Origin of the sequence: Egicoccus halophilus, assembly GCF_004300825.1 — a bacterium.
Taxonomy (GTDB): Bacteria; Actinomycetota; Nitriliruptoria; order Nitriliruptorales; family Nitriliruptoraceae; genus Egicoccus; species Egicoccus halophilus.
On the sequence record NZ_CP036250.1, the window covers coordinates 553,309 to 576,778 of the forward strand.

Annotated in this window: 26 protein-coding genes; 22 read left to right on the plus strand and 4 right to left on the minus strand. The window is 73.4% G+C overall.

From position 1 onward, the window contains the following. Window positions 1-6 precede the first annotated feature (6 nt). The 4 genes from ELR47_RS02540 (at window position 7) to ELR47_RS02555 (ending at window position 2,363) form a co-directional block, all read left to right on the plus strand. Window positions 7-375 carry a YidH family protein gene (locus ELR47_RS02540; RefSeq protein WP_130648458.1) on the plus strand — a complete coding sequence of 123 codons (369 nt, stop codon included), beginning with the start codon at window positions 7-9 and terminating at the stop codon, window positions 373-375. 13 nt (window positions 376-388) lie between these two features. After that, window positions 389-712 carry a DUF202 domain-containing protein gene (locus ELR47_RS02545; protein WP_130648459.1) on the plus strand — a complete coding sequence of 108 codons (324 nt, stop codon included), beginning with the start codon at window positions 389-391 and terminating at the stop codon, window positions 710-712. Between the two features lie 137 nt (window positions 713-849). Then, window positions 850-1,743 carry a LysM peptidoglycan-binding domain-containing protein gene (locus tag ELR47_RS02550; RefSeq protein WP_130648460.1) on the plus strand — a complete coding sequence of 298 codons (894 nt, stop codon included), beginning with the start codon at window positions 850-852 and terminating at the stop codon, window positions 1,741-1,743. After that, window positions 1,740-2,363 (plus strand): hypothetical protein, encoded by a 624-nt coding sequence (locus ELR47_RS02555; RefSeq protein WP_130648461.1) that lies wholly within the window; start codon window positions 1,740-1,742, stop codon window positions 2,361-2,363. Before ELR47_RS02550 ends, ELR47_RS02555 begins: the two co-directional genes overlap by 4 nt. Window positions 2,364-2,380: 17 nt before the next feature. On the opposite strand, the gene ELR47_RS02560 is transcribed toward ELR47_RS02555, so the two are convergent. After that, complete coding sequence (locus tag ELR47_RS02560; RefSeq protein WP_130648462.1) at window positions 2,381-2,617, minus strand: helix-turn-helix domain-containing protein; 237 nt, start codon at window positions 2,615-2,617, stop codon at window positions 2,381-2,383. A 221-nt stretch (window positions 2,618-2,838) separates the two neighbouring features. Between ELR47_RS02560 and ELR47_RS02565 the strand changes: the two genes are divergently transcribed. The 12 genes from ELR47_RS02565 (at window position 2,839) to ELR47_RS02620 (ending at window position 12,334) form a co-directional block, all read left to right on the plus strand. After that, entirely contained in the window at window positions 2,839-3,669 is an 831-nt protein-coding gene (locus tag ELR47_RS02565) for an SAF domain-containing protein (RefSeq protein ID WP_229730555.1), read from the plus strand. Continuing rightward, a complete protein-coding gene (locus ELR47_RS02570) occupies window positions 3,669-5,000 on the plus strand; it encodes a CpaE/TadZ family protein (protein WP_130648464.1) in 1,332 nt (443 codons plus the stop codon). Before ELR47_RS02565 ends, ELR47_RS02570 begins: the two co-directional genes overlap by 1 nt. After that, on the plus strand, window positions 4,997-6,340 hold the full coding sequence (locus ELR47_RS02575) for a TadA family conjugal transfer-associated ATPase (RefSeq protein WP_130648465.1): 1,344 nt from the start codon (window positions 4,997-4,999) through the stop codon (window positions 6,338-6,340). Before ELR47_RS02570 ends, ELR47_RS02575 begins: the two co-directional genes overlap by 4 nt. After that, window positions 6,337-7,257 (plus strand): type II secretion system F family protein, encoded by a 921-nt coding sequence (locus ELR47_RS02580; protein WP_130648466.1) that lies wholly within the window; start codon window positions 6,337-6,339, stop codon window positions 7,255-7,257. Before ELR47_RS02575 ends, ELR47_RS02580 begins: the two co-directional genes overlap by 4 nt. Next, the gene (locus ELR47_RS02585) at window positions 7,254-8,159 is read left to right on the plus strand and encodes a type II secretion system F family protein (protein ID WP_130648467.1); all 906 of its coding nucleotides are present in this window, start codon (window positions 7,254-7,256) and stop codon (window positions 8,157-8,159) included. Before ELR47_RS02580 ends, ELR47_RS02585 begins: the two co-directional genes overlap by 4 nt. Window positions 8,160-8,289: 130 nt before the next feature. Further along, on the plus strand, window positions 8,290-8,472 hold the full coding sequence (locus ELR47_RS02590; protein ID WP_130648468.1) for a hypothetical protein: 183 nt from the start codon (window positions 8,290-8,292) through the stop codon (window positions 8,470-8,472). A 31-nt stretch (window positions 8,473-8,503) separates the two neighbouring features. After that, a complete protein-coding gene (locus tag ELR47_RS02595; protein ID WP_130648469.1) occupies window positions 8,504-8,863 on the plus strand; it encodes a hypothetical protein in 360 nt (119 codons plus the stop codon). Next, a complete protein-coding gene (locus ELR47_RS02600) occupies window positions 8,860-9,324 on the plus strand; it encodes a hypothetical protein (protein ID WP_130648470.1) in 465 nt (154 codons plus the stop codon). Before ELR47_RS02595 ends, ELR47_RS02600 begins: the two co-directional genes overlap by 4 nt. Window positions 9,325-9,412: 88 nt before the next feature. Then, complete coding sequence (locus tag ELR47_RS02605; RefSeq protein ID WP_130648471.1) at window positions 9,413-9,790, plus strand: hypothetical protein; 378 nt, start codon at window positions 9,413-9,415, stop codon at window positions 9,788-9,790. 140 nt (window positions 9,791-9,930) lie between these two features. Continuing rightward, window positions 9,931-10,464, plus strand: coding sequence for a CGNR zinc finger domain-containing protein (locus tag ELR47_RS02610; protein WP_130648472.1), 534 nt, complete (start codon window positions 9,931-9,933; stop codon window positions 10,462-10,464). Window positions 10,465-10,568: 104 nt separating this feature from the next. Then, window positions 10,569-11,864, plus strand: a complete 1,296-nt coding sequence (locus tag ELR47_RS02615; protein WP_165403804.1) for an MATE family efflux transporter — start codon at window positions 10,569-10,571, stop codon at window positions 11,862-11,864. Window positions 11,865-11,941: 77 nt separating this feature from the next. Further along, a complete protein-coding gene (locus ELR47_RS02620; RefSeq protein ID WP_130648474.1) occupies window positions 11,942-12,334 on the plus strand; it encodes a plastocyanin/azurin family copper-binding protein in 393 nt (130 codons plus the stop codon). A 455-nt stretch (window positions 12,335-12,789) separates the two neighbouring features. On the opposite strand, the gene ELR47_RS02625 is transcribed toward ELR47_RS02620, so the two are convergent. From ELR47_RS02625 to ELR47_RS02630, 3 genes are all read right to left on the minus strand, one after another. Continuing rightward, on the minus strand, window positions 12,790-13,209 hold the full coding sequence (locus ELR47_RS02625; protein WP_130648475.1) for a hypothetical protein: 420 nt from the start codon (window positions 13,207-13,209) through the stop codon (window positions 12,790-12,792). After that, complete coding sequence (locus tag ELR47_RS18115; protein ID WP_165403805.1) at window positions 13,206-13,373, minus strand: hypothetical protein; 168 nt, start codon at window positions 13,371-13,373, stop codon at window positions 13,206-13,208. Before ELR47_RS18115 ends, ELR47_RS02625 begins: the two co-directional genes overlap by 4 nt. 95 nt (window positions 13,374-13,468) lie before the next feature. Next, the gene (locus ELR47_RS02630) at window positions 13,469-14,842 is read right to left on the minus strand and encodes a pyridoxal phosphate-dependent decarboxylase family protein (RefSeq protein ID WP_188584389.1); all 1,374 of its coding nucleotides are present in this window, start codon (window positions 14,840-14,842) and stop codon (window positions 13,469-13,471) included. A gap of 127 nt (window positions 14,843-14,969) precedes the next feature. Here ELR47_RS02630 and ELR47_RS02635 point away from each other — a divergent pair, with 127 nt between their 5' ends. The 6 genes from ELR47_RS02635 to ELR47_RS02660 all read left to right on the plus strand — a co-directional run bounded on the left by ELR47_RS02635 (window position 14,970) and on the right by ELR47_RS02660 (window position 23,401). After that, a complete protein-coding gene (locus tag ELR47_RS02635) occupies window positions 14,970-15,404 on the plus strand; it encodes a Fur family transcriptional regulator (protein WP_130648476.1) in 435 nt (144 codons plus the stop codon). Beyond that, entirely contained in the window at window positions 15,397-17,082 is a 1,686-nt protein-coding gene (locus tag ELR47_RS02640) for a catalase (RefSeq protein ID WP_130648477.1), read from the plus strand. Before ELR47_RS02635 ends, ELR47_RS02640 begins: the two co-directional genes overlap by 8 nt. A 366-nt stretch (window positions 17,083-17,448) precedes the next feature. Then, window positions 17,449-19,275, plus strand: coding sequence for a S8 family serine peptidase (locus ELR47_RS02645; RefSeq protein ID WP_165403806.1), 1,827 nt, complete (start codon window positions 17,449-17,451; stop codon window positions 19,273-19,275). Continuing rightward, the gene (locus tag ELR47_RS02650) at window positions 19,276-21,795 is read left to right on the plus strand and encodes a putative bifunctional diguanylate cyclase/phosphodiesterase (RefSeq protein ID WP_130648479.1); all 2,520 of its coding nucleotides are present in this window, start codon (window positions 19,276-19,278) and stop codon (window positions 21,793-21,795) included. 108 nt (window positions 21,796-21,903) lie between these two features. Continuing rightward, window positions 21,904-22,119, plus strand: coding sequence for a hypervirulence associated TUDOR domain-containing protein (locus ELR47_RS02655; RefSeq protein ID WP_130648480.1), 216 nt, complete (start codon window positions 21,904-21,906; stop codon window positions 22,117-22,119). An 82-nt stretch (window positions 22,120-22,201) separates the two neighbouring features. Next, window positions 22,202-23,401, plus strand: a complete 1,200-nt coding sequence (locus tag ELR47_RS02660; RefSeq protein ID WP_205745410.1) for an acetoin utilization protein AcuC — start codon at window positions 22,202-22,204, stop codon at window positions 23,399-23,401. The last annotated feature ends 69 nt before the right edge of the window (window positions 23,402-23,470 follow it).

Sequence of the window (23,470 nt, forward strand, 5' to 3'; positions counted from 1 at the left end):
ACGCGCATGGCGCAGCGGCGGCCACGGTCGGTCTACGACGCGGGCACGGATCCCGACCCGCGCTTCAGCCTGGCCAACGAACGCACCCTGCTGGCCTGGCTGCGGACCGCGCTGGGCCTGGTCGTCGCGGGCATCGCCGTGATCGCGCTCGCCGAACTGGTCGAGCCGCTGTGGCTGGTCGACGTGGTGGCCGGGGTCGCGTTCCTGTCGGGAGGAACGACGGCGGTCCTGGGCTGGCGGCAGTGGTCCCGCGCGGAGCGGGCCATGCGGCTCGGTGAACCGTTGCCCTCCGGGCTGGGGGCCGTGGTGGTGCTGGCCGGGGTCCTGCTCCTGGCGCTGCTCGGGGTGCTGGCGCTGCTGGTCACCGGCCGGTGAGGACACCTCGGCGATGAGTGACGGACCGCCCGGGCTGCAGGCCGAGCGCACCGGCCTGGCGTGGTCGCGCACCGGCCTGGCGACGGGTGCGGGCGCGCTGACCCTGGCGCGGCTGGCGAGCCTGCGCGGCGCGCCGGTGCTGGCGGCGATCGGCCTGCTCGTCGCGGTGCTGGCGCTCGCCGTCCTGGTCGAGGGTGGCGTGCGCGGCAAGCGGCGGACGGACTGGCTGCTGGACCAGGGCGGTGCGCGGGCCCTGCCACGTGCCGCGATCGGCCTGGTCGCCGCGGTCGTCGGGCTCGCCGGCAGCGGACTGCTGCTGGTCGTCGGGACCGGCTGAACGCCACCGGAGTCCCGTCCAGCGCCGCAGCACCGAGGTCGGCGTCCACAACCCGGTGGAAGTTTTCCCTGCCGGGAGTGGCCCGGACGGTCTAGCGTGCTGCTGTTGTCGGACGGGGGTCGGACATGCACCGCACGGTGTCGCGTTTGGGGTTGGGAGCCTGGCTCACGTCGCTGGGCCTGGGAACGTGGGCGTTCCACGCGTTGGGCAGCGGCGGTCTGGCCGCGCCTCCATGGCGTCCCTCGGCGTTCGCCGCCTGGCTGGCGACCACGGACCCCACCGTGGCGACGATGAGCCTGCTGCGCCTGGTGGTGCTCGCCCTGGCGTGGTACCTGGTCGGGGTCACCACGATCGGCGTCCTCGCCCGGCTGACCTCGGCGGCGCGACTCGTCCGGTTCGCCGACGCGCTGACGGTGCCGGCGGTGCGGCGACTGCTGCAGTCGGCCCTGGGTCTCTCGCTCGCGACCGGGATGGCCGCGGCGGCCACCCCGGCGCAGGCGGTGCCGCTGCCGATGGAACTGCTGGACGCGGCGACGTCCCGACTCGACGACACCGAGGGGGCCGATGCCGAGGGGGCCGAGGCCGAGGCAGCCGACCCCGACGAGATGGGTCGTGCCGACGACACCCGCGGATCGTCGCCGCCGCTGGTGCCGCTGCCCTTGTTCGACCTGCTGGCGCCCGAAGCGGCGGCCGCAACGGCGGACGACGGTGCTGCCGACGAGGCGGGGACGGGCGGGACGGGAGCCGGCGACGCCTCGACGGCGCGCGAACGTCGGGTCGCCGACACGCCGGCGACGACCGCGGCCGTCGAGCACGAGGTGTTGGTCGGTGACTCGTTCTGGTCGATCGCCGAAGCACGCGTGCGTGGGGGCGAGCACGCCACCGACGACACCGACGTGGCCCGGTACTGGCGTCGCCTGGTGGCCGAGAACCGCTCCCGGCTGGCGGATCCGCACAACCCGGACCTGCTCTTCCCGGGGCAGCGGATCGTGCTGCCGCCCTTGGAGGTGGTCGTCGGAGGCGGCCGGTGAGCGCCGGCGACGGCCGGGCGTGGCCCCCCGCGGCGACGAGCGACTCCGGACGCCTGCGCCGACCCGACGGTGCTGACGGCGTCGTGGCGGACGCCTACGTCGACCTGCTCGACGATGCCACGCACCTCGCGGCGGTGGAGCAGCGTGTCGCCCGTCGGGAGCGAGCCGCACGGGCCGCCGAGGCCGCGACCTGGGTCGGCACCCTGCGCGACCTGGCGGAACGCCGGTTGTCGGTCGTGGTCGGGGCTCGCGGTGAACGCACCTACGCGGGGACGCTGCACGGGCTCAGCATCGACCACCTCCATCTCGAACTGCCGGCCACCGGGCGGGTGCACCTGCGCCTGACGGCGGTACGCACCGTCCGGGCGGAACCGACCGTTGCCGTTCCCGTCGCCGCAGGCGACCGGCCCGTGCCTGCGGATGCCACGCTGGCCGACGTGGTCGACGTCCTGGTCGAGGAGGTGACCGACGTGGTGTTCGCGGTCCGCGACCTCCGCGACCCCGTGCGGGGGCGGGTGCTGGCGCTCGGTGAGGACGTCGTGACGCTGCGACTCGAGGGCCCCAGGCCGGCGACCGTCTACCTCCCCCTCGCTGCCGTGGACGCCGTGGTGATCGCGTGATCCGGGCGTCGGGAGGGTCACAGCTCCTCGTCGTCCGGACCGCCGTCGGCATACAGGTGCTCGAGGGCGCCGGGCCGGATACGGGCCTGCTCGACGAACGCGTCGACCTCGGCCTCCTTGAGCCGGATCACGCGACCGAACTTGTACGCCGGCACCTGGCCGCTGTCGATCAGCCGGTACAGCGTGCGCGTGGTGATGCCGAGCTGACGAGCCGCTTCGCGCGTGCTCAGCCAGGTGACCTCTTCCCGAGCCATCTCATGCCCTCCGACGCTTGCAGCCTAGGTGCGCGGTCCCGGTGGCCGCAGCACGCCACGGGAACCTGTGGACGGCGGTCGCGTGCGCGACGCCGGCGGCCACTCGCACGACGGCGTGCGCCTGAAGCCCTTCCTGGTTCCGGGAATTGCGGAAACGGCATAGCGTTGCCCGGAAGGGACGCGAACGTAGCGTCCATGCAGCAAAGGGCATGGAGGTGAGTATGGTCGACCTCGCGTCGGCACCAACCGCGACGACGTCGGGCGGACGACGTCGGGTACGCCGGCAACGGGGCCTGCCCGGTGGGCGGGCGGTGATCGGCGCACTGCTCGTCGCCGCCGCTGCCGTCGGGGTCTTCGGAGCGCATCTGCGGGCGACCGCCGAGCCGGCCACGCGCTATCTGGTCGCGAGCCGCGACGTCGACGCGGGCACGCGGGTGGACGCGTCGAACCTCGAGCTGCTGTTCGGCGCGCTCCCACTGGAACTCGCGCCCGCCGTCGCGGATCGCAGTGTGCTGGTCGAACAGCGTGAGTCGTTGCTTGGGCAGGTGGTGACGGCACCGATCGCCCGAGGCGACCTGCTCTCCCGCTCGGACGTGGCCGACGACGGGGGCGTGGGGGACGGCTACGCGATGTCCTTCCCCGTCGCGGCCGCGGACGCCGTCGCCGGTGACCTGCGACGCGGACAGCTCGTCGACGTCCTGGCCACCTACGGCAGTGGTGAGGGTGCGTACACCACCTACGTCGTGGTGGGCGTGCCACTGGTCGCCGTCGGAGGCGGCGGCGACACGGGATTCGGTGCCGCCGACCAACGCACGCTCACCGTCGCGCTCGCCGAACCGGGACAGGTCCAGGCGTTGGCGCACGCCGTCTCCGTCGCCGACGTCGTGGTCATCCGCTCGCCCCAGGACGGTGTCCGCGACGCGGTACCGGCGCCGTTCCGACCCGGAGGCGACGTTGCCGTGCCGGCCGGGCCCGGTGCGGCGGACGCGAGGGGCGACGCCGGCCCGGACGCGGGGTCGAGGGTGCCGTCGGACGACGGGGAGGTCGAGTGATGCGGGAGCGCTACGTCCTGTTGGGCCTGGCCCGGGCACGGGTGCCCTGGTTCCGGGCCGTCGGTCAGTGGGCGGCGTCGGCCTCGCTCCCCGTCGAGTTCCTGCGGTGCGTCTCGGCCGACGAGGTCCGCGCCCGTCTCGACACGGGACGGGCGTTCTCGGCGCTGCTGGTGGACGCCGACGTCCCGGGTCTGGACCGCGATCTGGTGGCGGCGGCCCGGGCGGCCGGTTGCGCGGTCCTGGTCGTCGACTCGCTCGAGGCGTCCCGCGACTGGCGAGGCATCGGCGTCGATGCGGTCCTGGCACCGGTGTTCTCCAGGGACGAGCTGCTCGAGGTGCTGGGCGCCTGCGCCCGTGCCGTCGACAGCGCCGAACCCGACCTGCGTCCGGACCGGACGCCGTCCGTCGACCAGCCGTCGGGACGACTGGTCGCGGTGACCGGTCCCGGCGGGACCGGGGCCTCGACCACGGCCATCGCCCTCGCACAGGGCGCCGCCGCGGGGCACGGGATCCCTCGGCGCAACGGGTCGGCCGACCCGGTCCCCGACGTCCTGCTCGCCGACCTGTGCCGGCGGGCCGACCAGGCGATGCTCCACGACGCCCGGTCGCTCGTCCCCGGCATCCAGGAGGTCGTCGAAGCCCACCGGAGCGGGACGCCGTCCGCCGCGGAGCTGCGGGAGCAGACCTTCGAGGTCCCCGAACGGGGGTACCGGCTGCTGCTGGGGTTGCGGCGTCCGCGGCACTGGAGTGCGCTGCGCCCACGCGCGGTCGAGGCCGCCCTCGGCGGACTCACGCGCCTCGCCGATCTGCTGGTCGTCGACGTCGAGGCGGACGTGGAAGGCGAACTCGAGACGGGTTCGGTCGACGTCGAGGACCGGCACGCGCTGTCCCGTACGGCCTTCCGACGGGCCGACGTCGTGGTGGTCGTCGGTGAACCGTCCATGAAGGGGTGCTTCGCGCTCGTCCGTACGCTGGGGGAGCTGTTGGAGTTCGGTGTCGACGCGACCCGCGTGCTCCCGGTGGTGAACCGCGCGCCGCGCACACCCCGACAGCGGGCGGAGCTGACCACGTCGATCGCGACTCTGCTCGCGGCGTCCGCGGACGCTGGTGGCGACCGACTGGCCAACCCGCTGTACCTGCCGAGCCGCAAGGTCGACGAGGCGCTGCGTGACGGGGTCGGGCTTCCCGCACCACTGCCGGCACTGGTCGCGCGAGCCGTGCAGGCGGTGCTCGACCGCGCCGCCGCTCCTGCGGAGCCGGTCGAACCGGAACCCGTGCCGATCGCGCCCGGCAGCCTGTCGGCGTTCTCCGGGCCGGAGCCGACCCCGTGAGCCGCACAGAGGTGGCGTCCCGGCCGGCCTTCGACTCGCCCCTGATCGAGATCGAGCGGCAGGTCCTGCGACGCGCGAAGGACGAGACCCTCGACCTCGAGGGTGCCGACGCGACCGGCCGGGTGCGCGCCCTGGTCGCCGACGAGGTGTCTCGCTGGCGGTCGGACTACCAGCACGGGCTGCGGGACTTCGACCTGCCCGATCCCGACCTGGTGGCACAGCGGGTCGAACGCAACCTGCTCGGGTACGGCCCGCTCGAGTCGCTCCTGGACGACGACGACGTCTGGGAGATCATGATCAACGCCCCCGACGAGATCTTCGTCAAGCGGCACCTCGGCGTGTCCGGCTACCACGACGACGCGTTCCACGACGACGAGCACGTCACCCGGACCCTCACCAAGCTGCTCGACGACGCCTCGCAGTCGCACCGCAAGCTGGACGCCTCCGAGGGGCTGCAGGACGCGCAACTCGACTCGGGTGCCCGACTGCACATCGTCCACCGCGACGTCGGTCGTGGTGGCCACCTGTTGGTCAACATCCGCAAGTTCACCGGGGTCGCCATCCGCTCGCTCGACGAGCTCGTCGAGCGGGGTTCGCTGACGCCGGCGGTCGCGGCGTTCCTGCGGGCTGCCGCTCGGGCCACGCTCTCGATGGTGTTCGCGGGCCCACCGGGCTCGGGCAAGACGACGCTGTTGTCGTGCTGCACGGCCGAGCTCGACCCCCGCCTGCGGGTGGTGACGGCCGAGGAAGTGTTCGAGGTCGACGTTCCGTTGCCCAACGTCGCCTCGATGCAGACCCGGGCCGCACGACCCGATCGCCCCGCGGTGGACCTGCGCCGGCTCGTCGCCGGCTTCCTGCGCATGGCGCCGGACGTGGCGATCGTCGGGGAGGTGCGCGACCGCGAGGCGTTGCCGCTGCTGCTCACCCTGTCCTCGGGGGTCAAGGGCTACACCACCATCCACGCCGGCTCGGCACGACAGGCACTCTCGCGGCTGCGCTTCATCAGCCAGCTGGCCGACACGCGCTCAGAGCTGCCGATGCTCGCGTTGACCTCGCTGGTCACCGAGGCGGTCGACGTGGTCGTGCACTGCGCCCGCGTCGACGGCCGACCGCGGGTGGAGGAGATCGTCGCCGTCGAGGAGCTGCAGACCGGCGACGCGGCCGGTCGGTTCACCGTCACGGAGCTCTTCCGCCGCAGCGGGCCGGACGGGACGCTGACGTGGTCGGGGAACCTGCCGGTGCGGTGCGCGCTGGCCCTGGACGCGGCCGGCTACGACGTGCGCACCCTGCTCGAGGACGGTGCCGGCTGCGCGACCGAGGGGCCGGGAGGCGCGACGTGAGTGAGGGCACCGTGGCGCTGGTGCTCGCGGTCGTGGCTGGCTACGGGGCCTTCCTGCTCTACACGGCGCTCGCGCTCGGCTGGCGCGGGCTCGGACTCGGTCCCTCACCCCTGGGGCGACGGCGACGCACCGGCCGCCTCCGGGAGTTCCTCGTGCAGGCCGGCCTCGAACGCCTCCGGCCCGTCGAACTGGCCGCCGTCATGGTCGTGCTGTTCGGCGTCGCCGCCGCGCTGGGCTGGGCGGTCTACGGCGGGCGGCTCGTGCCGGTGGCCGTCGGTGCCATCGCGGCGTCGGTTCCCGTCTGGTCGGCCCGTGCCCGCCGCCAGGCGCGCCGGGAACTCGCGCGTGAGGCATGGCCACGACTCATCGAGGAGATCCGGCTGCACGCGGTGACGCTGGGGCGGTCGATCCCCCAGTCGCTGTTGACCGTCGGGATGCGTGGGCCGCAGGAGTTCCGGCCGGCGTTCGCGGCCGCCCAACGCGAGTGGCAGATCTCGACCGACTTCGAGCGCACCCTCGACGTGCTGCGGACCCGGCTCGCCGACCCGACCGCGGACGCCGTCTGCGAGACGCTGCTCATCGCCCACGACGTCGGTGGCACCGACGTCGACCGACGGCTGCGTGCCCTGGTGGCCGACCGCGTGCAGGACCTGCAGGGCCGCAAGGACGCTCGCGCCAAGCAGGCGGGCGTCCGCTTCGCCCGCCTGTTCGTGCTGGTGGTGCCGTTGGGCATGGCCTTCGTCGGCCTGTCCATCGGTGACGGCCGCGCCGCGTATGCCAGTGACGCCGGACAGGCACTCGTTCTGCTCGCCTTCGCGATGATCGCGGGCTGCTGGGCGTGGGCCGGGCAGTTGTTGCGTCTGCCCGACGAACAGCGGGTCTTCGTCGGCGTCGCGGTCGAGGAACCAGGCCGATGACCGGGCTGGTGCTCCTCTCCGGGCTGGCCCTGTGGGTGGGCCTGGCGATGCTGTTCGCCGAGTTGCGGTGGTTCTCCCGCCCGACCCTGGTCGCCCGGCTCGGCCCGTACGTCCCCGGCGGCATGCGCGCGCAGCGCTGGTCGGGCGTGCTGTCGGCGGAGACCTTCCGGGAAGCCATCGGCCCGGCAGCCCGCCGCGTCGGCGAGGTCTCCTCCCGGCTGTTCGGGGTCAGCGAGGAACTCGAGCGCAAGCTGCGGCGTGTCCACGCCGACATGGACGCGACCGAGTTCCGGGTCCGTCAGGTCGGCTGGTCGCTGGCGACGCTGCTCGTGGGTGGCCTGCTGAGCGTCCTCGTCCGGCCACCGGCACCCGTGGCGGTGCTGTTCTGCCTCGGCGGGATGCTGCTCGCCTTCCTGGTGCTCGAACAGCAGATCGGCGCCGCCTCCAACCGTTGGAAGCGCTCGCTGCACCTCGAGCTGCCGGTCGTCGCCGAACAGGTCGCCATGCTGTTGGCGGCGGGATACTCGCTCGGTGGCGCGCTCGACCGTGTCGCTCGCCGCGGCCAGGGAACCGCGTCCAGGGACCTGCGTCGGGTGCTCGGCCGCGTCCGCCAGGGCCTCAGCGAGGAGCAGGCGCTGCAGGAGTGGGCCGAGCTGGCCGACGTCGCGTCCGTCGACCGTCTGGTCGCGGTCCTGGCCCTCAACCGCGAGGCGAGCGATCTCGGCCGCCTCATCGCCGAGGAGGCGCGTGCCATCCGTCAGGACGTGCAGCGCGACCTGGTGGAGCGGCTCGAGCGGCGCGGGCAGCAGGTCTGGATCCCGGTGACGGTCGCGACGCTGCTCCCCGGCGTGCTGTTCATCGCCATCCCGTTCACCCGCGCGCTGGACGGGTTCCTGCGATGAGCGACACCCGGGGACGGCGCCTTCCGCGCCGGTGCACGCGCAGTTTTCCACCGCCCGGAGAAATTGTGCGTGCGCAACGAGCGCTTTTCGGGCACCATGCTCCAGAACTAGACCGAACGGGGGATTCCAGATGGTGGTGTACGTACGGCAGACGTTGGCGCGGCTCGCGGACGAGGCAGGCGAGGGCGTCATCTCGGCGGCCATCGTGGTGCTCATCATGGCGCTGCTCGGCGCCGCGATGTGGGCGGCCTTCAACGGCATCTTCACCAGCGCCACCAACGAGATCCAGACCACCGTGGAGTCGATCGGCTGACACCGGCGTGCCCCGTACCGGTGTGCGGACGGTGACCGAGCAGGGCAGCAGCCCCATCGGTGCCGTCTTCGGGGTCGGCATCTTCCTCGCGTTCCTGCTGCTGGCCACGCAGACGCTGCTGCACCTGTACGCCACCTCGATCGTCTCCAGCGCCACGTTCGACGCGGCGCGACGGGCGGCGGCCGAGGACGGACTCGGCTGCGACGAGGTGCCGGCGCAGGTGCGGGCACGCCTGGGGTCGCACGGCGCTGCGGCACGGGTGACGTGCACGGACGACGGTGAGCAGTTGCACGTCGCGGTCACCGCCGATTCGCCGGCGTCGCTGCTGCGGGTCGTCGACGCCCGTGGCATCTCTCGGACCGCGACGGTGCGGGTGGAGCGGGTCCGGTGATCGCGTCGCACCGATCGGGTGAAGCCGGCTTCGTGGCCGGGCTGGAGTCGCTGGCCTTCGGGGTGCTGGTCTTCGTGCTCGGGACGCTCGCCGTCGTCAATGCCTGGGCCGTCATCGACGCGAAGTTCGCCACCAGCGCTGCTGCCCGCGAGGCCGTACGCGCCGCGGTCGAGAGCCCCGACGCCGGCGCTCAGCCGGCACGAGCCGAGGCGGCGGCGCGGGCCGCCCTCGCTGGGCACGGTCTCGAGCATCCCGCCCAGATCGTGCCCGTCGTGGTCGGACTGGCCCGCTGTCAGGAGGTCGCCTACCGGGTGCGTACCGAGGTGCCCGCGCTCCTCCTGCCGGGCATCACCGCGCGCGTGCGGCCCTTCGTCGTCAGCAGCGAACACCGCGAGGTCGTCGACCCGTACCGGTCGGGCCTGGCCGTCACCCAGGGGGAGGCACCGGCCTGTGGCTTCTGACCCCCGTCCGCCTGCCGACGCTACCGAGCCGGCCACGGCGCGGCTGCGCGCCGAGGACGGGAACACACTCGTCCTCATGCCGGCGGCCGTGCTCGTCCTCCTGGTCCTCGCGGCGATCGCCTTCGACGGTGCCGCGGTCTACCTCCAGCAGCGGCGTCTGGCCGACCTCGCCGCCAGCCTCGCCAACGACGTCGTCGCCGGACTCGACCCGGCCTCGTTGTACGACACCGTCCGCGATCCCGACATCGATCCCGGTCGGGCCGCCGACCTCGCCCACGCCCGTCTGGCGGCCTTCGGCCGCGACCGGACGCTGCAGGACGTCCACTGCACGCCGGCGGTCGACGGCAGCCAGGTGACCGTCAGCTGCGAGGCCGTCGTCCGGGCCACCTTCGGGCGGGCCCTGGCGCCCGACCGCGGCACCTACCGCGTCCGCGCCGTCGAGTCCGCCCGCGCCGCCGTCAGCTGAGGCCGCCGCGGGCGGCGGCCACGGCCGGCGCACCGGTCGTGCTCGGGCTGCCACAGACCACCCGCCGCCTGACGTAAGGGTTGTCATGTCGAACGTGACTTACGTAGCGTGGCGTCACCCGACCCGACCCGGACCCCGCCTTGCGATTCGACCGCTACGACAACCGTGCCGCGCAGGTCGCGGCCGCGCTCGTCACTGCCGCCCACGATGGGCTCACCCCTGACGGGCTGGCCGCGGTCGTCGACGACTTCGACCTGCCCGTCGTCGTCACCGAGACCGACGTCGCACCGGCCGCCGAACTGGCCGCCGAACTCGACCCGCTGTTCGGCGCGGATGCCGACGCCACCGTCGCGGCGGTCGACGCCCGACTCGCCGCCCTCGACGTCCGTCCGCGGCTGACCACCCACGACGGGCGCGACCCGCACCTGCACTTCGAGCCCGACGGGGCCGACACCGTCACGCGCCTGCGCGTCAACTGCCTGATGGGCATCGCCGCGGTGGTCGCCGACGCCGGCCCGGGGCGCCTCGGCCGCTGCGGCGCCGCCCACTGCGAGGTCGTCTACGTCGACGTGTCGCGCAACGGACGCCGCCGGTTCTGCTCGACCGCCTGTGCCAACCGCACCCACGTCGCCGAGCACCGCTCGCGGCGCCGCGACGCTCCGGACTCCGCGTGAACCGCTTCCGCGGAAGCGCTCCCGGCAGGGGCCGTTCCCGCGGGAGCGACGGGAGCGGCGTCGCGTCGGGCGCCGTCCCGTCCCGCCGGCAGCGGCGACGGCGCGTGCTCGGGCTCGCGATCCCGGCCGTCGCGACGCTGGTCGCCGACCCGCTGCTCGGGCTGGTCGACACCGCCGTCGTCGGCCGGCTCGGCGCCGCCGAACTCGGCGCGCTCGGGCTCGCCGTCAGCGTGCTGGGCGCCGTGTCGTGGATCTTCAACTTCCTCGTGTTCGGCACCACCTCCACCGTCGCCCGCGCCGTCGGCGCCGGCGACCCCGAGGCCGCCGGACGCCGCGTCAGCCACGCCGTGCAGGTCGGGCTCGCGATCGGGGTCGTCGTCGGGGCGGTGCTGTTCGTCGCCGCCGGCCCGCTGCTGCGCGCGCTCGGCACGGTCGAGGAGCTGCTGCCTCCGGCGGTCGTCTACCTGCAGGTCCGGGCCGTCGGCGTGCCGCTGCTGCTGCTCACCTACGTCGGCCACGGCGCGTTCCGTGGCGTCTCCGACACCCGCACCCCGATGGGCATCGTCGTCGCCGCCAACGTCGTCAATGCCGTGCTGACCGTGGTGCTGGTGTTCCCGGTCGGGCTCGGCATCGCCGGCGCCGCCTGGGCGACCGTGGTCGCCGAGGCGCTCACCGCCGGTGCGCTGCTGCTGCGACTGCGGCGCACCGGGCTGCCACTCATCGGGCACGGGCGGCCCGACCGCACCCAGCTCGCCGCGCTGGTGGTCGTCAGTCGCGACCTGTTCCTGCGCACCGGTGGGCTGCTCGCCGGCCTGCTGGCCGTCACCGCCGCCGCCGGACGCACGGGCGCGGTCACCGCCGCCGGCCACCAGGTGCTCTACCAGACGTTCCTGCTGGTCTCGTTCCTGATGGACGGGTTCGCGATCGCCGCCCAGGCCATCGTCGGCACCGCGCTCGGGGCCGGACGCATCGAGGAGGCCCGCGCCTACGGCCGCGACCTCGTCCGGTGGGGCGTGGGCGGCGGTGCCGTCATCGCCGCGCTGCTGCTCGCCGGCGGCGGGGTGCTGCCGCGCCTGCTGACCGACGACCCGACCGTGCTGGCCGTCATCGCCACCGCCTGGTGGTTCGCCGCGCTCGGGCACGTGGTCAACGGTCCCGTGTTCGCGCTCGACGGGGTGCTGATGGGAGCCGAGGACTTCGCGTACCTTCGGACCTGGACGGTGCTGGCAGCACTCGTCGGCGGTCTCGGTGGGCAGCTCGTCGCCACCTTCGGTGGCGGTCTGCTCGGCCTCTGGGTCGCCGTGCAGGCGATGATGCTCGTCCGGCTCGTCTCGCTCGTGGCCCGCGTCCGCGGCACCGCCTGGACGCGTACCGGTGCCGGACTGGTCGTCGAGCCCTGAACCGCACCACCCCGTCGCACGATCCGGCGCCCTGCCCGGCCCCCGCGTCACCGCTCCCTCCCGTCGAAGGTCGCGTCATGTCCCGCCTCCGCCCGTCGCACCTCCTCGTCGCCGCTGCCGCGTCCGTCGGCCTCGCCGCCTGCGGTGGCGCCGGCCCCGACACCACCCCGGCGGCGTCCGCCGCGGCCGCCGACTTCGCCGACGCCGACCTCGTGCTCGTCGCGGGGGACATGTTCTACGAGGACCCGCCGGCCACCCTCGCCGCCGGCACGTACGTGATCGGCATCGACAACCAGGGCCGGGCGCCCCACGACGTCGTCCTCGACCGGGGCATCGGCCAGGTCGCCTACGCCGGTGGCGGTGAGCAGGACGCCGGCGAGATCGCGCTCGAGCCCGGCGACTACGTCGTCTACTGCTCGATCCCGGGCCACCGTTCCTCCGGCATGGAGTTCGACCTCACCGTCGAGTGAGGACGGCAGGGGGCGCTGGACAGGCCGACAGCACGGCCGCGGATGACGGCCCTCGGCGTTGACCGGCACCGGGCACCGACGCCGGTGGCCGCCCGGGTGCCGACGGCAGGGTCTGGTCGGCGCCATCCGTGCGCCCTGGTCCGCACCGCCCGACGTCCGGACGCACGGATCGCGATCAGCGCCACCGCGACCGCACGATCCGTGCGTACTCATCTGCACACGGCCGGCTTTCGGCGCACGTGCGTCCGCACCGAACGTGCCGGCTGGGTCGCGTGTCGCCGGGTCGGGCGGGCGGGACGCATCACGACCGACGGGCCGGCCCGTCGAGCTACGGCCGTGTTCTGCGCACCAACGTCGGCCGATCGTGGCAACACCTGCCGACCTCGCCGTCGGGTGAGCCGGTGCTGGCCCGTTGGCTCGCCTGACGGTCGGCCAGCGGGTCCGCTCGGTCAGGGCTAGGCGACGCCAGGAGGTCTGCGCCGAGCGACGACGGCACCGGCAGCGCTCAGCGCGACGAAGACCAGCGAGGCGATCCACCACCCCGGGTGGGCGGGCTCGAACGACGACAGCCCGCCCGTCGCCAGCTCACGCTCCAGGCGTGCTGCCTGGGCGAGGAACAGGCGGATCCCGATCACCTCACCGACGAGGACGCCGAGCACCAGACCCGTGATGCTGAGCGCTGGAGGCAGCGCTCGGCGGTACCGGACGGCGAGGAGGAGGGTCACGGGAGCGAAGATCCACGCGATGCGACGCGACGCCCACTCGGCGGTGTAGACCTGATCGAGGGGACCCTGCCCGAGCAACCACAGGACCGAGTAGGCGGCCACGACCGCCGCGACGAGACCCAGCAGCCGGTATCGGCGGACGTCGCTCACCGGACGTCGGATCGTTCGCGCTCCGGGACGGCTGCCACCCCGCCGTCGGGACCGTCGGGGCCGTGCGGCTCCCATCCGCGGCCGCCACCGCCGCCGCCGCCGCCGCCGAACAACCGCAGCACCAGGAGCAGAACCAGCGCGATCAGTACGACGATCACGACCACGGAGTGTTCCTCCTGGCGAGCCGGGCGCCCGCCGTGCGCGAACGACGGTACCTCGGCGACGTGCGGAATCGTCGCCCGACCTCGTTGCCGGCCGGTCAGGCCGTGACGGCGATCGCCCGACGGACCTCCGCGGCGGCAACCTCGACGTCGCCCTCGGTGGTGGCGTGGTCGGACACGCTGATCCGCAGCGAGGTGACCCCGCGACGCACGGTCGTCCCGAGCCAGACGACCCCCGCCCGCTGCACCTCGGCCGCCACCGCCAACGTCCGGGCGTCGTCGTCGCCGACGCGCACCAGCGCCTGGTTGAGCACCACGTCGTTCAGTACCGTGACCGCCGGCTCCTCGGCCAGCAGGTCGACGAAGCGGGCGGTCAGCGTGCAACAGCGGGCCACCAGGTCGCCGACGCCCGTGCGGCCCAGCGAGCGCAGCGCCGCCCACACCGCGAAGGCCCGCGCCCGCCGCGAGCTCTCCGGGGTCCAGTCGGTGCCGTCCCGGCCGCCGTCCTGACGTGCCAGGTACGACGCGCTCAGCGTCATCGCACGCCGATGCGCCTCCGGCGACGCGCAGATCACGAACCCGCTGTCGTAGGGCACGTTCAGCCACTTGTGCCCGTCGGTCGCCCACGAGTCCGCGAGCCCGATCCCGTCGACCAGGTCGCGGTGGTCGGGTGACGCGGCCGCCCACAACCCGAACGCCCCGTCGACGTGCACCCAGGCCCCCGCGTCGTGTGCCACCTCGGTGACGGCACGCATCGGGTCGCACGCGCCGGTGTTGACGTTGCCCGCCTGTGCGCACACGATCGCCGGCCCGTCCCCGATCCGCTCGCGCAGGCCCGCGACCGTCATGCGTCCCTGGTCGTCGGCGGGCTGCACGACCACCCGGCGCTCCCCCATGCCGAGCAAGCGCAGGGCACGGCCGATCGTGGCATGGCGTTCCTCGCCGACGACCACGGTGACCGGCGGTGCCCCGAACAGCCCGTCCGCGTCGACGTCCCAGCCGACGCGGCGCAGCACCTCGCCGCGTCCGGCCGCCAGCCCGGTGACGTTGGCCGCCTGCGCGCCGGTGGTGAAGCCGACCGAGGCGTGCGACGGCAGTCCCAGCAACTCGAGCAGCCACCCCTGGCACACCGTCTCGAGCGCGGCCGCCGTCGGTGACAGCACGGCGAACCCGGGGTTCTGGTCGTAGGTGGAGGCGAGCCAGTCGGCCGCCAGTGCCGCCGGGAGGACCCCGCCCTCGACGAAGCCGAAGTACCGGCCGGCGTTGGTGCGCACCAGTCCCGGCGCGGCGTCGCGCGCCAGGGACTCGACGACCGCCAGCGGGTCGGACGGGCCGTCGGGCAGCGGTCCGCCGAGGACGGCGACCAGCGCGGCGGGGTCCACGGGCCGGGAGACCGGCGTGTCCACCGGGGCGGCGAGATGGTCGGCCGCCAGCTCGGCGGTGCGTGTCAGCAGCGTTCGGATCTCGTCCACGAGGCTCGCTCCCCGTCGGGTGTCGCCAGCGGCGGGAGCCTACGGACCGGATTCGTCCGCGCGCGGCCGGGGCCGATCGCTTCCCGTCAAACTTGAACGATTCAAGTTTGTCGGTACGGTGGGTGACATGATCACCGAGGAACGAATGCGGGACCGGTTGCGGTCGGGCGGGCTGAAGGTCACCGCCCCTCGGCTCGCCGTGCTCGCCGCACTGCAGTCCGCCGGACACGCCGAGGTCAGCCAGATCGCCGCGGCCGCGCGGGAGCGTCTGGGCAGCCTGTCCACGCAGGCCGTCTACGACATCCTCGCCGCGTTCACCGCCGCGGGTCTCGTCCAACGCATCGAACCGGCCGGCAGCCCCGCCCGGTTCGAGACCCGGGTCGGCGACAACCACCACCACGTGGTGTGTCGCTCCTGCGGCGCCGTCGCCGACGTCGACTGCGCCGTCGGGGCGGCCCCCTGCCTGACGGCGTCCGACCCCGCGGGGTTCGTGATCACCGAAGCCGAAATCACCTACTGGGGCCTGTGCCCCGACTGCCGACAAGGAGCTGCGCATGGCTGAGGACCGGATCCTCACCACCCGACAGGGCCATCCCGTCACCGACAACCAGTCGACCCGCACCGTGGGCGACCGCGGGCCGGCGACGCTCGAGAACTACCAGTTCCTCGAGAAGATCAGCCACTTCGACCGCGAGCGCATCCCCGAGCGGGTCGTCCACGCCCGCGGCTTCGTCGCCTACGGCGAGTTCGAGGCCACCGGCAGGATCGGCGACGAGCCGGCGTCGCACTACACCCGCGCGAAGCTGTTCCAGGAGGCCGGCAAGAAGACCGACCTCGCGATCCGCTTCTCGACGGTCATCGGCGGTCGCGACTCCTCCGAGGCGGCCCGCGACCCGCGCGGCTTCGCGGTCAAGTTCTACACCGAGGACGGCAACTGGGACCTCGTGGGCAACAACCTCGCGGTGTTCTTCATCCGGGACGCGATCAAGTTCCCCGACGTCATCCACGCGCTCAAGCCCGATCCGGTCACGTTCCGTCAGGAGCCCAACCGGATCTTCGACTTCATGTCGCAGACGCCCGAGTCCATGCACATGCTGACGCACCTGTTCAGCCCGCGTGGCATCCCGGCGACCTACCGCCACATGGAGGGCTTCGGCGTCAACACCTACAAGATGGTGAACGACCAGGGCGAGACCGTCCTGGTCAAGTACCACTTCCACCCCCGGCAGGGCGTCGCGTCGCTGACCGAGGAGGAGGCCGCCAAGGTCCAGGGCGCCGACCTCGGGCACGCGTCGAAGGACCTCTACGAGGCCATCGAGCGCGGTGACCACCCGCAGTGGGACCTCTACGTCCAGATCATGGAGGACGGCCCGCACCCGGAGCTCGACTGGGACCCGCTCGACGACACCAAGATCTGGCCCGAGGACGCGTTCCCGCTGCGCCACGTGGGCGTCATGACGCTCAACCGCAACGTGCAGGACTTCCACAACGAGAACGAGCAGATCGCGATGGGCACCGGCGTGCTCGTCGACGGCCTCGACTTCTCCGACGACAAGATGCTGGTCGGCCGCACCTTCAGCTACTCCGACACCCAGCGCTACCGCGTCGGGGCGAACTACCTCCAGCTGCCGGTCAACCAGGCCAAGCACGCCACGGTCGCGACCAACCAGCGCGGCGGGTCGATGTCCTACGGCGTCGACCTCGCACCGGGGCAGAACCCGCACGTCAACTTCGAGCCCTCGCTGCACGACGGCCTGCAGGAGTCGCCGCGCGAGGAGCCCAACGACGCGCCGGAGGTCACCGGGCGGCTCACGCGATCGGTCCTCGAGCGTCGCAACGACTACTGGCAGGCCCGTGGTCGCTACGTCACCATGCAGGACTGGGAGCGCGACGACCTGGTCGAGAACCTGGGCGACCTGCTCGGCGACTGCGAGCGTGACGTGCAGGAGCGGATGCTGTGGCACCTGTTCCTGATCCACGACGACTACGGCACCCGCGTCGGGGAGGCGATCGGGCTGAGCGCCGACGACGTGCGCGACCTCGAGCCGCTGCCCGGCCAGGTCCTGACCGACGCCGACCAGCAGCGGGTGGCCGCCCTGGGCAAGAACGGCGACGACTTCACGGCCGAGCCGTTCGGTACGCACACCAGCTCGGTGACCAACTACCGGGCGAGCGCCGAGGAGGTCCTGTCGGGCCAGCTCGGCGAGGTCGGTGGGACCATGCAGGACGCCGTCGGCTGACCTGTTGACGGCCACGCCCGGGCGACACCCCGGCTCTCGCGGCCCCGGACCCCTGTGGTCCGGGGCCGCGTCGCGTCCGGGACGCGACGTGGACCCCGGAGCGGGCGGAGCAGCGTGACCCGGTGTTGCGGCGTCCTGACGGCTTGGTTCCGTGCGTTCACCGCCCCGCCCGACCACTCTCCGTTGCGGATGAACGCGCTCCGAGAGAAAGCGCGGAGAAAACCGCTCAAGTCCGGGCGGTGGGCGCCGATGTCGTCCCAGGGGCCTTCAAGACGTGGGGGTCCCGCCGCTCCGTTCGGGTCGACGTGCCGACGCGCCCGTGGGCGGCTCGCCCCGGCCGCACGGAAGCGGCAGGAAGGAACGACCATGGGACACCACGAGGGGGGCGCGTCCGTGCCCGCCGTCGCGGCGCACCGACGCTCCTGGAGCTGGCGCCTGACCGCGACGGCGCTCACCGCCGCGCTCGCCGCCTCGCTGCTGCCCACACCGCAGCCGGCCGCCGCCGACGACACCGTCCGGGTCAACGTGCAGGCCGCACCGGGACAGCTCAACGCCGCGGCCAGGGCCGTGACGGCCTCGGGCGGCCGGGTCGCCGCCCAGCTGCCGGCGCTCGAGACGCTGGTCGTGGACGTGGCGGCCGGTCAGGTCGACGGTCTCACCGCGCTGTCGTCGGTGATCGCCGCCACCGAGGACGGCGTGGTCCCCCCGGCCGCGGTGCCGGCCGAGGCGATCGCCGAGGGTGTCGTGGACAGCCCGCTCGACCACGACGAGGCCTACACCGACCCGGCCCGTGGTGTCAGCCTCGACCACGTCACCCGCGTCATCGGCGCCCGCGAGCTGTGGGCCCGCGGCGTCACCGGTGCCGGCGTCGGCGTCGCCCTGATCGACTCGGGCGTCGTGCCCGTCGACGGGCTGACCGCCGGCAACGTCCGCAACGGTCCCGACCTGTCGTTCGAGTCGCAGCTCGAGGAGCTCGCCTACCTCGACACCTACGGGCACGGCACCGCCATGGCCGGGATCATCGCCGCGCAGGACCCGGGCCCGCGCAACGCCGCCGGCGGATTCGACGCGGCGCACACCTCCGGCCGCCACCTCGGTGTGGCCCCGGACGCCGGACTGCTGAGCCTCAAGCTCGCCAGCTTCGAGGGCGCGACCGACGTGTCGCAGGTCCTGGCCGCGATCGACTGGGTGGTGCAGCACCGCGACGACGAGGGCCTCAACGTACGGGTGATCAACCTCTCGTTCGGCACCGACGGCGCCCAGGACTACCGGCTCGACCCGCTGGCCTACGCGGTCGAGGTGGCCTGGCGCCACGGCATCGTGGTGGTCGTGTCGGCCGGCAACGACGGCGACGACTACGGCCGGCTCGCCAACCCGGCGATCAGCCCGTTCGTGATCGCCGTCGGTGCCGCCGACACCAGGGGCACGCTGCGCACCGACGACGACGAGGTGACCGCGTTCTCCAACCGCGGTGACGGGGTCCGCAACCCCGACCTGCTCGCGCCGGGGCGCTCGGTGCTCTCGCTGCGCAGCCCGGGCTCCTTCATCGACGTGCGCAACCCGCAGCCCGACGTCGCCGAGCGCTACCTCAAGGGCTCGGGGACCTCGCAGGCCGCGGCGGTCGTGTCGGGTGCGGTGGCCCTGCTGCTGCAGGAGCGCCCGGAGCTGACCCCCGACGAGGTCAAGTACCTGCTGACCGCGCACGCCACACCGCTGGCGGCGCCGGCGACCGAGGCCGGTGCCGGTCTGCTCGACCTGCGCGCGGCCGTGAGCGCGCCGCTGCCTGCCGACGGCGTCGCACAGACCCACGAGTTCGGCACGGGCACCGGCTCGCTGCAGGCCGCACGCGGGTCGGTGACCCTTGGTGAGGGGGACGAGGCGCTCGTCGGCGAGCACACGATCCTCGGGCCGTTCGACAGCACCGCCTGGGCCCGCGAGAGCCTGGCGACGCGGTCCTGGCGTGATGGTGCGTGGCTCGGCCAGGAGTGGTCCGACGACTGCTGGTGTGCCGAGAGCTGGACCGGTCGGACCTGGCGCACCCGAAGCTGGCGCGACGACAGCTGGGCGACCCGCAGCTGGCGCACCGGCGACTGGGACACCCGGTCGTGGCGTGAGGCCGGGTGGGACACCCGCTCGTGGCGCGATGCCGGGTGGTACACCCGCTCCTGGCGGGCCGAGGACTGGACGAACTAGGTGCGACGAGCAGACGGCGCCGGCTCGGCCCTTCGGGGCCGGGTCCGGTTCGGTGGCGAGCAGCGGGTGTGGATCTTCACCCTGCTGCTCGCTGCCGTCGCGCTCGCGCTCACCGTCCGCTACGTCGCGCCGCTCACCCTGCCCGGTGACCACCTCCAGATCCCGTTCTGGGTCTTCGTCCCGATCTTCCTGGTCACCGAACTGCTGGTCGTCCACCTCTACTTCGGTCGCTCGGCACACGCACTGTCGTTCAGCGAGACCCCACTGGTGGTCGGGTTCGTCTTCCTGCACCCGCTGGGGCTGATCGCGGCCCGCCTCCTGGGCTCCTTCGCGGCCCTGACCCTCAAGGTCCGCGTGCCGCCGATGAAACTCGGCTTCAACCTCGCGGTCGGCTGGCTCGAGACGGTCGTTGGCCTGCTGGTCTGGCACGCCGTGGTCGGCACGGCCGATCCGCTCGGTCCCCGCGGCTGGATCGCGGCGCTGCTGGCGGTCATCGCCGCCGACGCCCTCTCGACGCTGGCGTTCGTGGTCGTGCTCTCGCTGCACGAGGGGTCGCTGCAGCGCGAGACCCTCGACGGGCTGTTCGTCGCCGGGCTGCGCACCGCGTTCACCAACGCGAGCTTCGGGGTCATCGTCGCGACGGTCATCGCGGTCGACTGGCGCGGCGTGTGGGCGCTGGCCGCGGTCGCGGTGACCCTGGTGCTGGCCTACCGGGCCTACGACCAGCTCAAGCGCAGCCACACGCAGATGGAACAGGTGCACGCGTTCGGCCGCGCCGTGGAGGCCTGCGCGGACGCCGAGGCGGTCGTGGACGTCCTGCTCGAGCACAGCGCCCACCTGCTGCGCGCCGAGCTGGTCGAGGTGCGTCTCGCCGATGGGGCCGAGGGTCCCGAACGGCGGCGTCGTCGCGAGGATCGGGTGCAGGTGTCGGGTGCCCCGTCGGCCGACGGGCCGGGGCTGACCACCCCGGTGCATCTCGCCGCGTCCGACTCGGCGACGGCCGATGCGCTGGCCACCGCCTGGCCCGGGCACGACGAGGCGCTGGGAGTGCCGTTGCGCGGCGACGACGGACAGATCGTCGGTGAGCTGTGGGCGGTCGACCGGCTCGACGACGTCAGCAACTTCGAGACCGCCGACCTGCGGCTGCTCGAGACGCTGGCGAACCAGGCGGCCGTCGCCTTCCAGAACCGGCGGCTGGTCGACGAGCTGCGGCGCCAGGGCGCGGCGACCCTGCACCAGGCCCGCCACGACGACCTGACCGACCTGCCCAACCGGGCCCACTTCCAGGAGCGCATGCGCGAGGCGCTGGCCGACGGGGGACGGGCCGCCGTGCTGCTGCTCGACCTCGACCGGTTCAAGGAGGTCAACGACACGCTGGGTCACCACGCCGGCGACCAGCTCCTGCGACAGGTCGCCGAGCGGCTGCGGGCCTGTACGCCCGACTGCGCCGTGGTCGCCCGCTTCGGCGGCGACGAGTACGCGGTGCTGGCCCCCGGTCACGGCGACGAGGCCTCGGCCCGGGTCGTCGCCAACCAGGTCCTGGGTGCGTTCGAGGTGCCCTTCCGCATCGACGAGGTGTCGTTGGAGGTGGCGGTCAGTGTCGGCCTCGTGCTGGCCCCCGACCACGGCGACCAGCCCGAGGTGCTGGTGCAGCGCGCCGACGTCGCGATGTACCAGGCCAAGGAGCACCGCACCGGCGTCGAGGTGTACGCGCACGAGCGCGACCCCTACAGCCCTCGACGCCTGGCCATGATGAACGACCTGCGCGGCGCGATCGAGGCCGCCGCGCTCGACGTGCACTACCAGCCGCTGGTCGACCTGCTCACCGGCGGGATCCGGGGGCTGGAGGCGCTGGTGCGCTGGGAGCATCCCCGGCACGGACCGATCTCGCCCGACGAGTTCATCCCGCTGGCCGAGCAGACCGGCCTGATCCTGCCGCTCACCGAGGCGGTGCTGCGGGCCGCCCTGCAGCAGTGCCGGGCCTGGCACGCCCGCAACGCGCGGGTGGTGATGGCCGTCAACGTCTCCGCCCGCAGCCTGCTCGACGTCGACTTCCCCGACCTCGTCGAACGGCTGCTGCACGAGTCGCGGATGCCGGCCGAGGTGCTCACGCTCGAGATCACCGAGACGGCGATGCTGCTCGACTCGCTGCGTACCAAGGAGATCCTCGAGCGCCTGTCCGGCATGGGCGTCAAGCTCGCCATCGACGACTTCGGCACCGGGTTCTCGTCGCTGGCACGCCTGAAGAACCTGCCCGTCGACGAGCTCAAGATCGACCGCTCGTTCGTCAGCAACATGATGGTCAACGCCGACGACCGCGCGATCGTGCAGTCGACGATCGACCTCGGCCGCAACCTCGGCCTGCTCGTGGTGGCCGAGGGCGTCGAGGACGAGGAGACGATGCGCCGGCTCGCGACCCTCGGCTGCCACGTCGGCCAGGGCTACTGGTTCAGCCGGCCGCTGGCGGCGGCCGACCTCGAACGCTGGTTCCGCCACACGGGTGCCTACCTGGCGGTCTGAGCCGCGATGGCGTGCGGCTGTCCGCCCGGGGCCCCTGGTCGGCCGGCCGGTCACCCGAGCCGCGTCGGGCACCGAACCTCCGGCGACGACCCCGAGCAGGAGCAGTACATGTCCGGACCCTTCCGCCAGGGCGACGAGGTCGCCTGGAACCACGCCCAGGGCGAGAGCACCGGCCGGGTGAAGCAGATCCACAAGGAGCGGATCGAGTTCGAGGGGCAGGCCTTCAACGGCTCCGAGGACGACCCGGTCTACATCGTCGAGTCCGACGACACCGGTGCCCGGGCCGCCCACAAGCAGGGTGCCCTGCGGCGCGTCGGGGACTGAACCGCCGACACGTCGGCGACTTCGGGACCCCACCGGTCACGCCGATACGCTGCCGTTGCTGCCGACCGGGAGGAGCAGCGGCGTGGCGGGACGCAGCGCACGAGCCGCCGGACGGGTCGCCCTGCTCTGGGACGACCGGTTGGGTGCCTACGACCTCGGTCCCGAGCATCCGCTGGCCCCGGTGCGGGTCGAGCTCACGATGGCGCTGATCCGCGACAGCGGACTGGTCGGGGGCGGAGCGGTCGAGGTCGCGCCCGGCCCGATCGACGAGGCGGAACTGCTGCGGCTGCACCGACCCGACTTCGTCGACACGGTCAAGCGGCTCTCGGCCGACGCGACCGCCCGCGCCGACGACGTCTACGGCCTCGGCCCGGGGGACACCCCGGCGTTCGTGGGCATGCACGCGACCTCCCTGCTGGTCTGCGCGGCGTCCAAGGAGGCCGCCCGGCAGGTGTGGGAGGGCGAGGCCGACCACGCGTTCAACCCGGCGGGAGGGCTGCACCACGCCATGCCCGACCGCGCGGCGGGTTTCTGCATCTACAACGACCCGGCCGTCGCCATCGACTGGCTCCTCGAGCACGGCGCCGAGCGGATCGCCTACGTCGACGTGGACGTGCACCACGGTGACGGGGTCGAGGTGCTGTTCGCCGACGACCCGCGGGTGCTGACCATCTCGCTGCACGAGTCGGGACGGTTCCTGTTCCCCGGGACGGGACACGCGACCGACATCGGCGGCGCCGGTGCTCCCGGTTCCGCCGCCAACGTGCCGCTGCACCCCGGCACGACCGGGGACGTCTGGCTCGGGGCCTTCGACGCGGTCGTCGAGCCGCTCGTGCGGGCGTTCGCGCCCGACGTGCTCGTCACCCAGCTCGGCTGTGACACCCACGCGTCGGACCCGCTCGCCCACCTCGCGCTGACGGTCGACGACGACGCGCGCATCTACCGACGCCTGCACGAGTTGGCGCACGAGGTCTGCGACGGCCGCTGGGTCGCGTTCGGCGGTGGTGGCTACCAGGTGGTGCAGGTGGTCCCGCGCGCCTGGACGCTCGCCTTCGCCGAGATGAGCGGACGCGCCGTGCCGGTCGACACGCCGATGACCTGGCAGGAGCTCGCCGTCGCCCGCACCGGGCGAACCCCTCCACGCTCGTTCACCGACGACCCCGTCGACGTCGGTGCGGAGCTGCACGCGCAGGCGCGTCGGGCCGCCGAGGAATCGGTCGAGGCCGTCCGGCGCCTGGTGCTGCCGCACCACGGGGTGGCCGCACCGCCCGTGCACGGCTGAGGGGCCGGGGCGACGTCGCGGGCGACGCGGGCCGTCTGGTTCACTCGGCCACGAGGAGACCCGCGTACG

Bases quoted from the DNA above. Each gene is read 5' to 3' on its own strand.
- ELR47_RS02540 (WP_130648458.1), top strand. From the start codon at position 7: ATGGCGCAGCGGCGGCCACGGTCGGTCTACGACGCGGGCACGGATCCC.
- ELR47_RS02545 (WP_130648459.1), top strand. From the start codon at position 389: ATGAGTGACGGACCGCCCGGGCTGCAGGCCGAGCGCACCGGCCTGGCG.
- ELR47_RS02560 (WP_130648462.1), bottom strand. From the start codon at position 2,617: ATGGCTCGGGAAGAGGTCACCTGGCTGAGCACGCGCGAAGCGGCTCGT.
- ELR47_RS02565 (WP_229730555.1), top strand. From the start codon at position 2,839: ATGGTCGACCTCGCGTCGGCACCAACCGCGACGACGTCGGGCGGACGA.
- ELR47_RS02570 (WP_130648464.1), top strand. From the start codon at position 3,669: ATGCGGGAGCGCTACGTCCTGTTGGGCCTGGCCCGGGCACGGGTGCCC.
- ELR47_RS02585 (WP_130648467.1), top strand. From the start codon at position 7,254: ATGACCGGGCTGGTGCTCCTCTCCGGGCTGGCCCTGTGGGTGGGCCTG.
- ELR47_RS02590 (WP_130648468.1), top strand. From the start codon at position 8,290: ATGGTGGTGTACGTACGGCAGACGTTGGCGCGGCTCGCGGACGAGGCA.
- ELR47_RS02620 (WP_130648474.1), top strand. From the start codon at position 11,942: ATGTCCCGCCTCCGCCCGTCGCACCTCCTCGTCGCCGCTGCCGCGTCC.
- ELR47_RS02635 (WP_130648476.1), top strand. From the start codon at position 14,970: ATGATCACCGAGGAACGAATGCGGGACCGGTTGCGGTCGGGCGGGCTG.
- ELR47_RS02640 (WP_130648477.1), top strand. From the start codon at position 15,397: ATGGCTGAGGACCGGATCCTCACCACCCGACAGGGCCATCCCGTCACC.
- ELR47_RS02645 (WP_165403806.1), top strand. From the start codon at position 17,449: ATGGGACACCACGAGGGGGGCGCGTCCGTGCCCGCCGTCGCGGCGCAC.
- ELR47_RS02655 (WP_130648480.1), top strand. From the start codon at position 21,904: ATGTCCGGACCCTTCCGCCAGGGCGACGAGGTCGCCTGGAACCACGCC.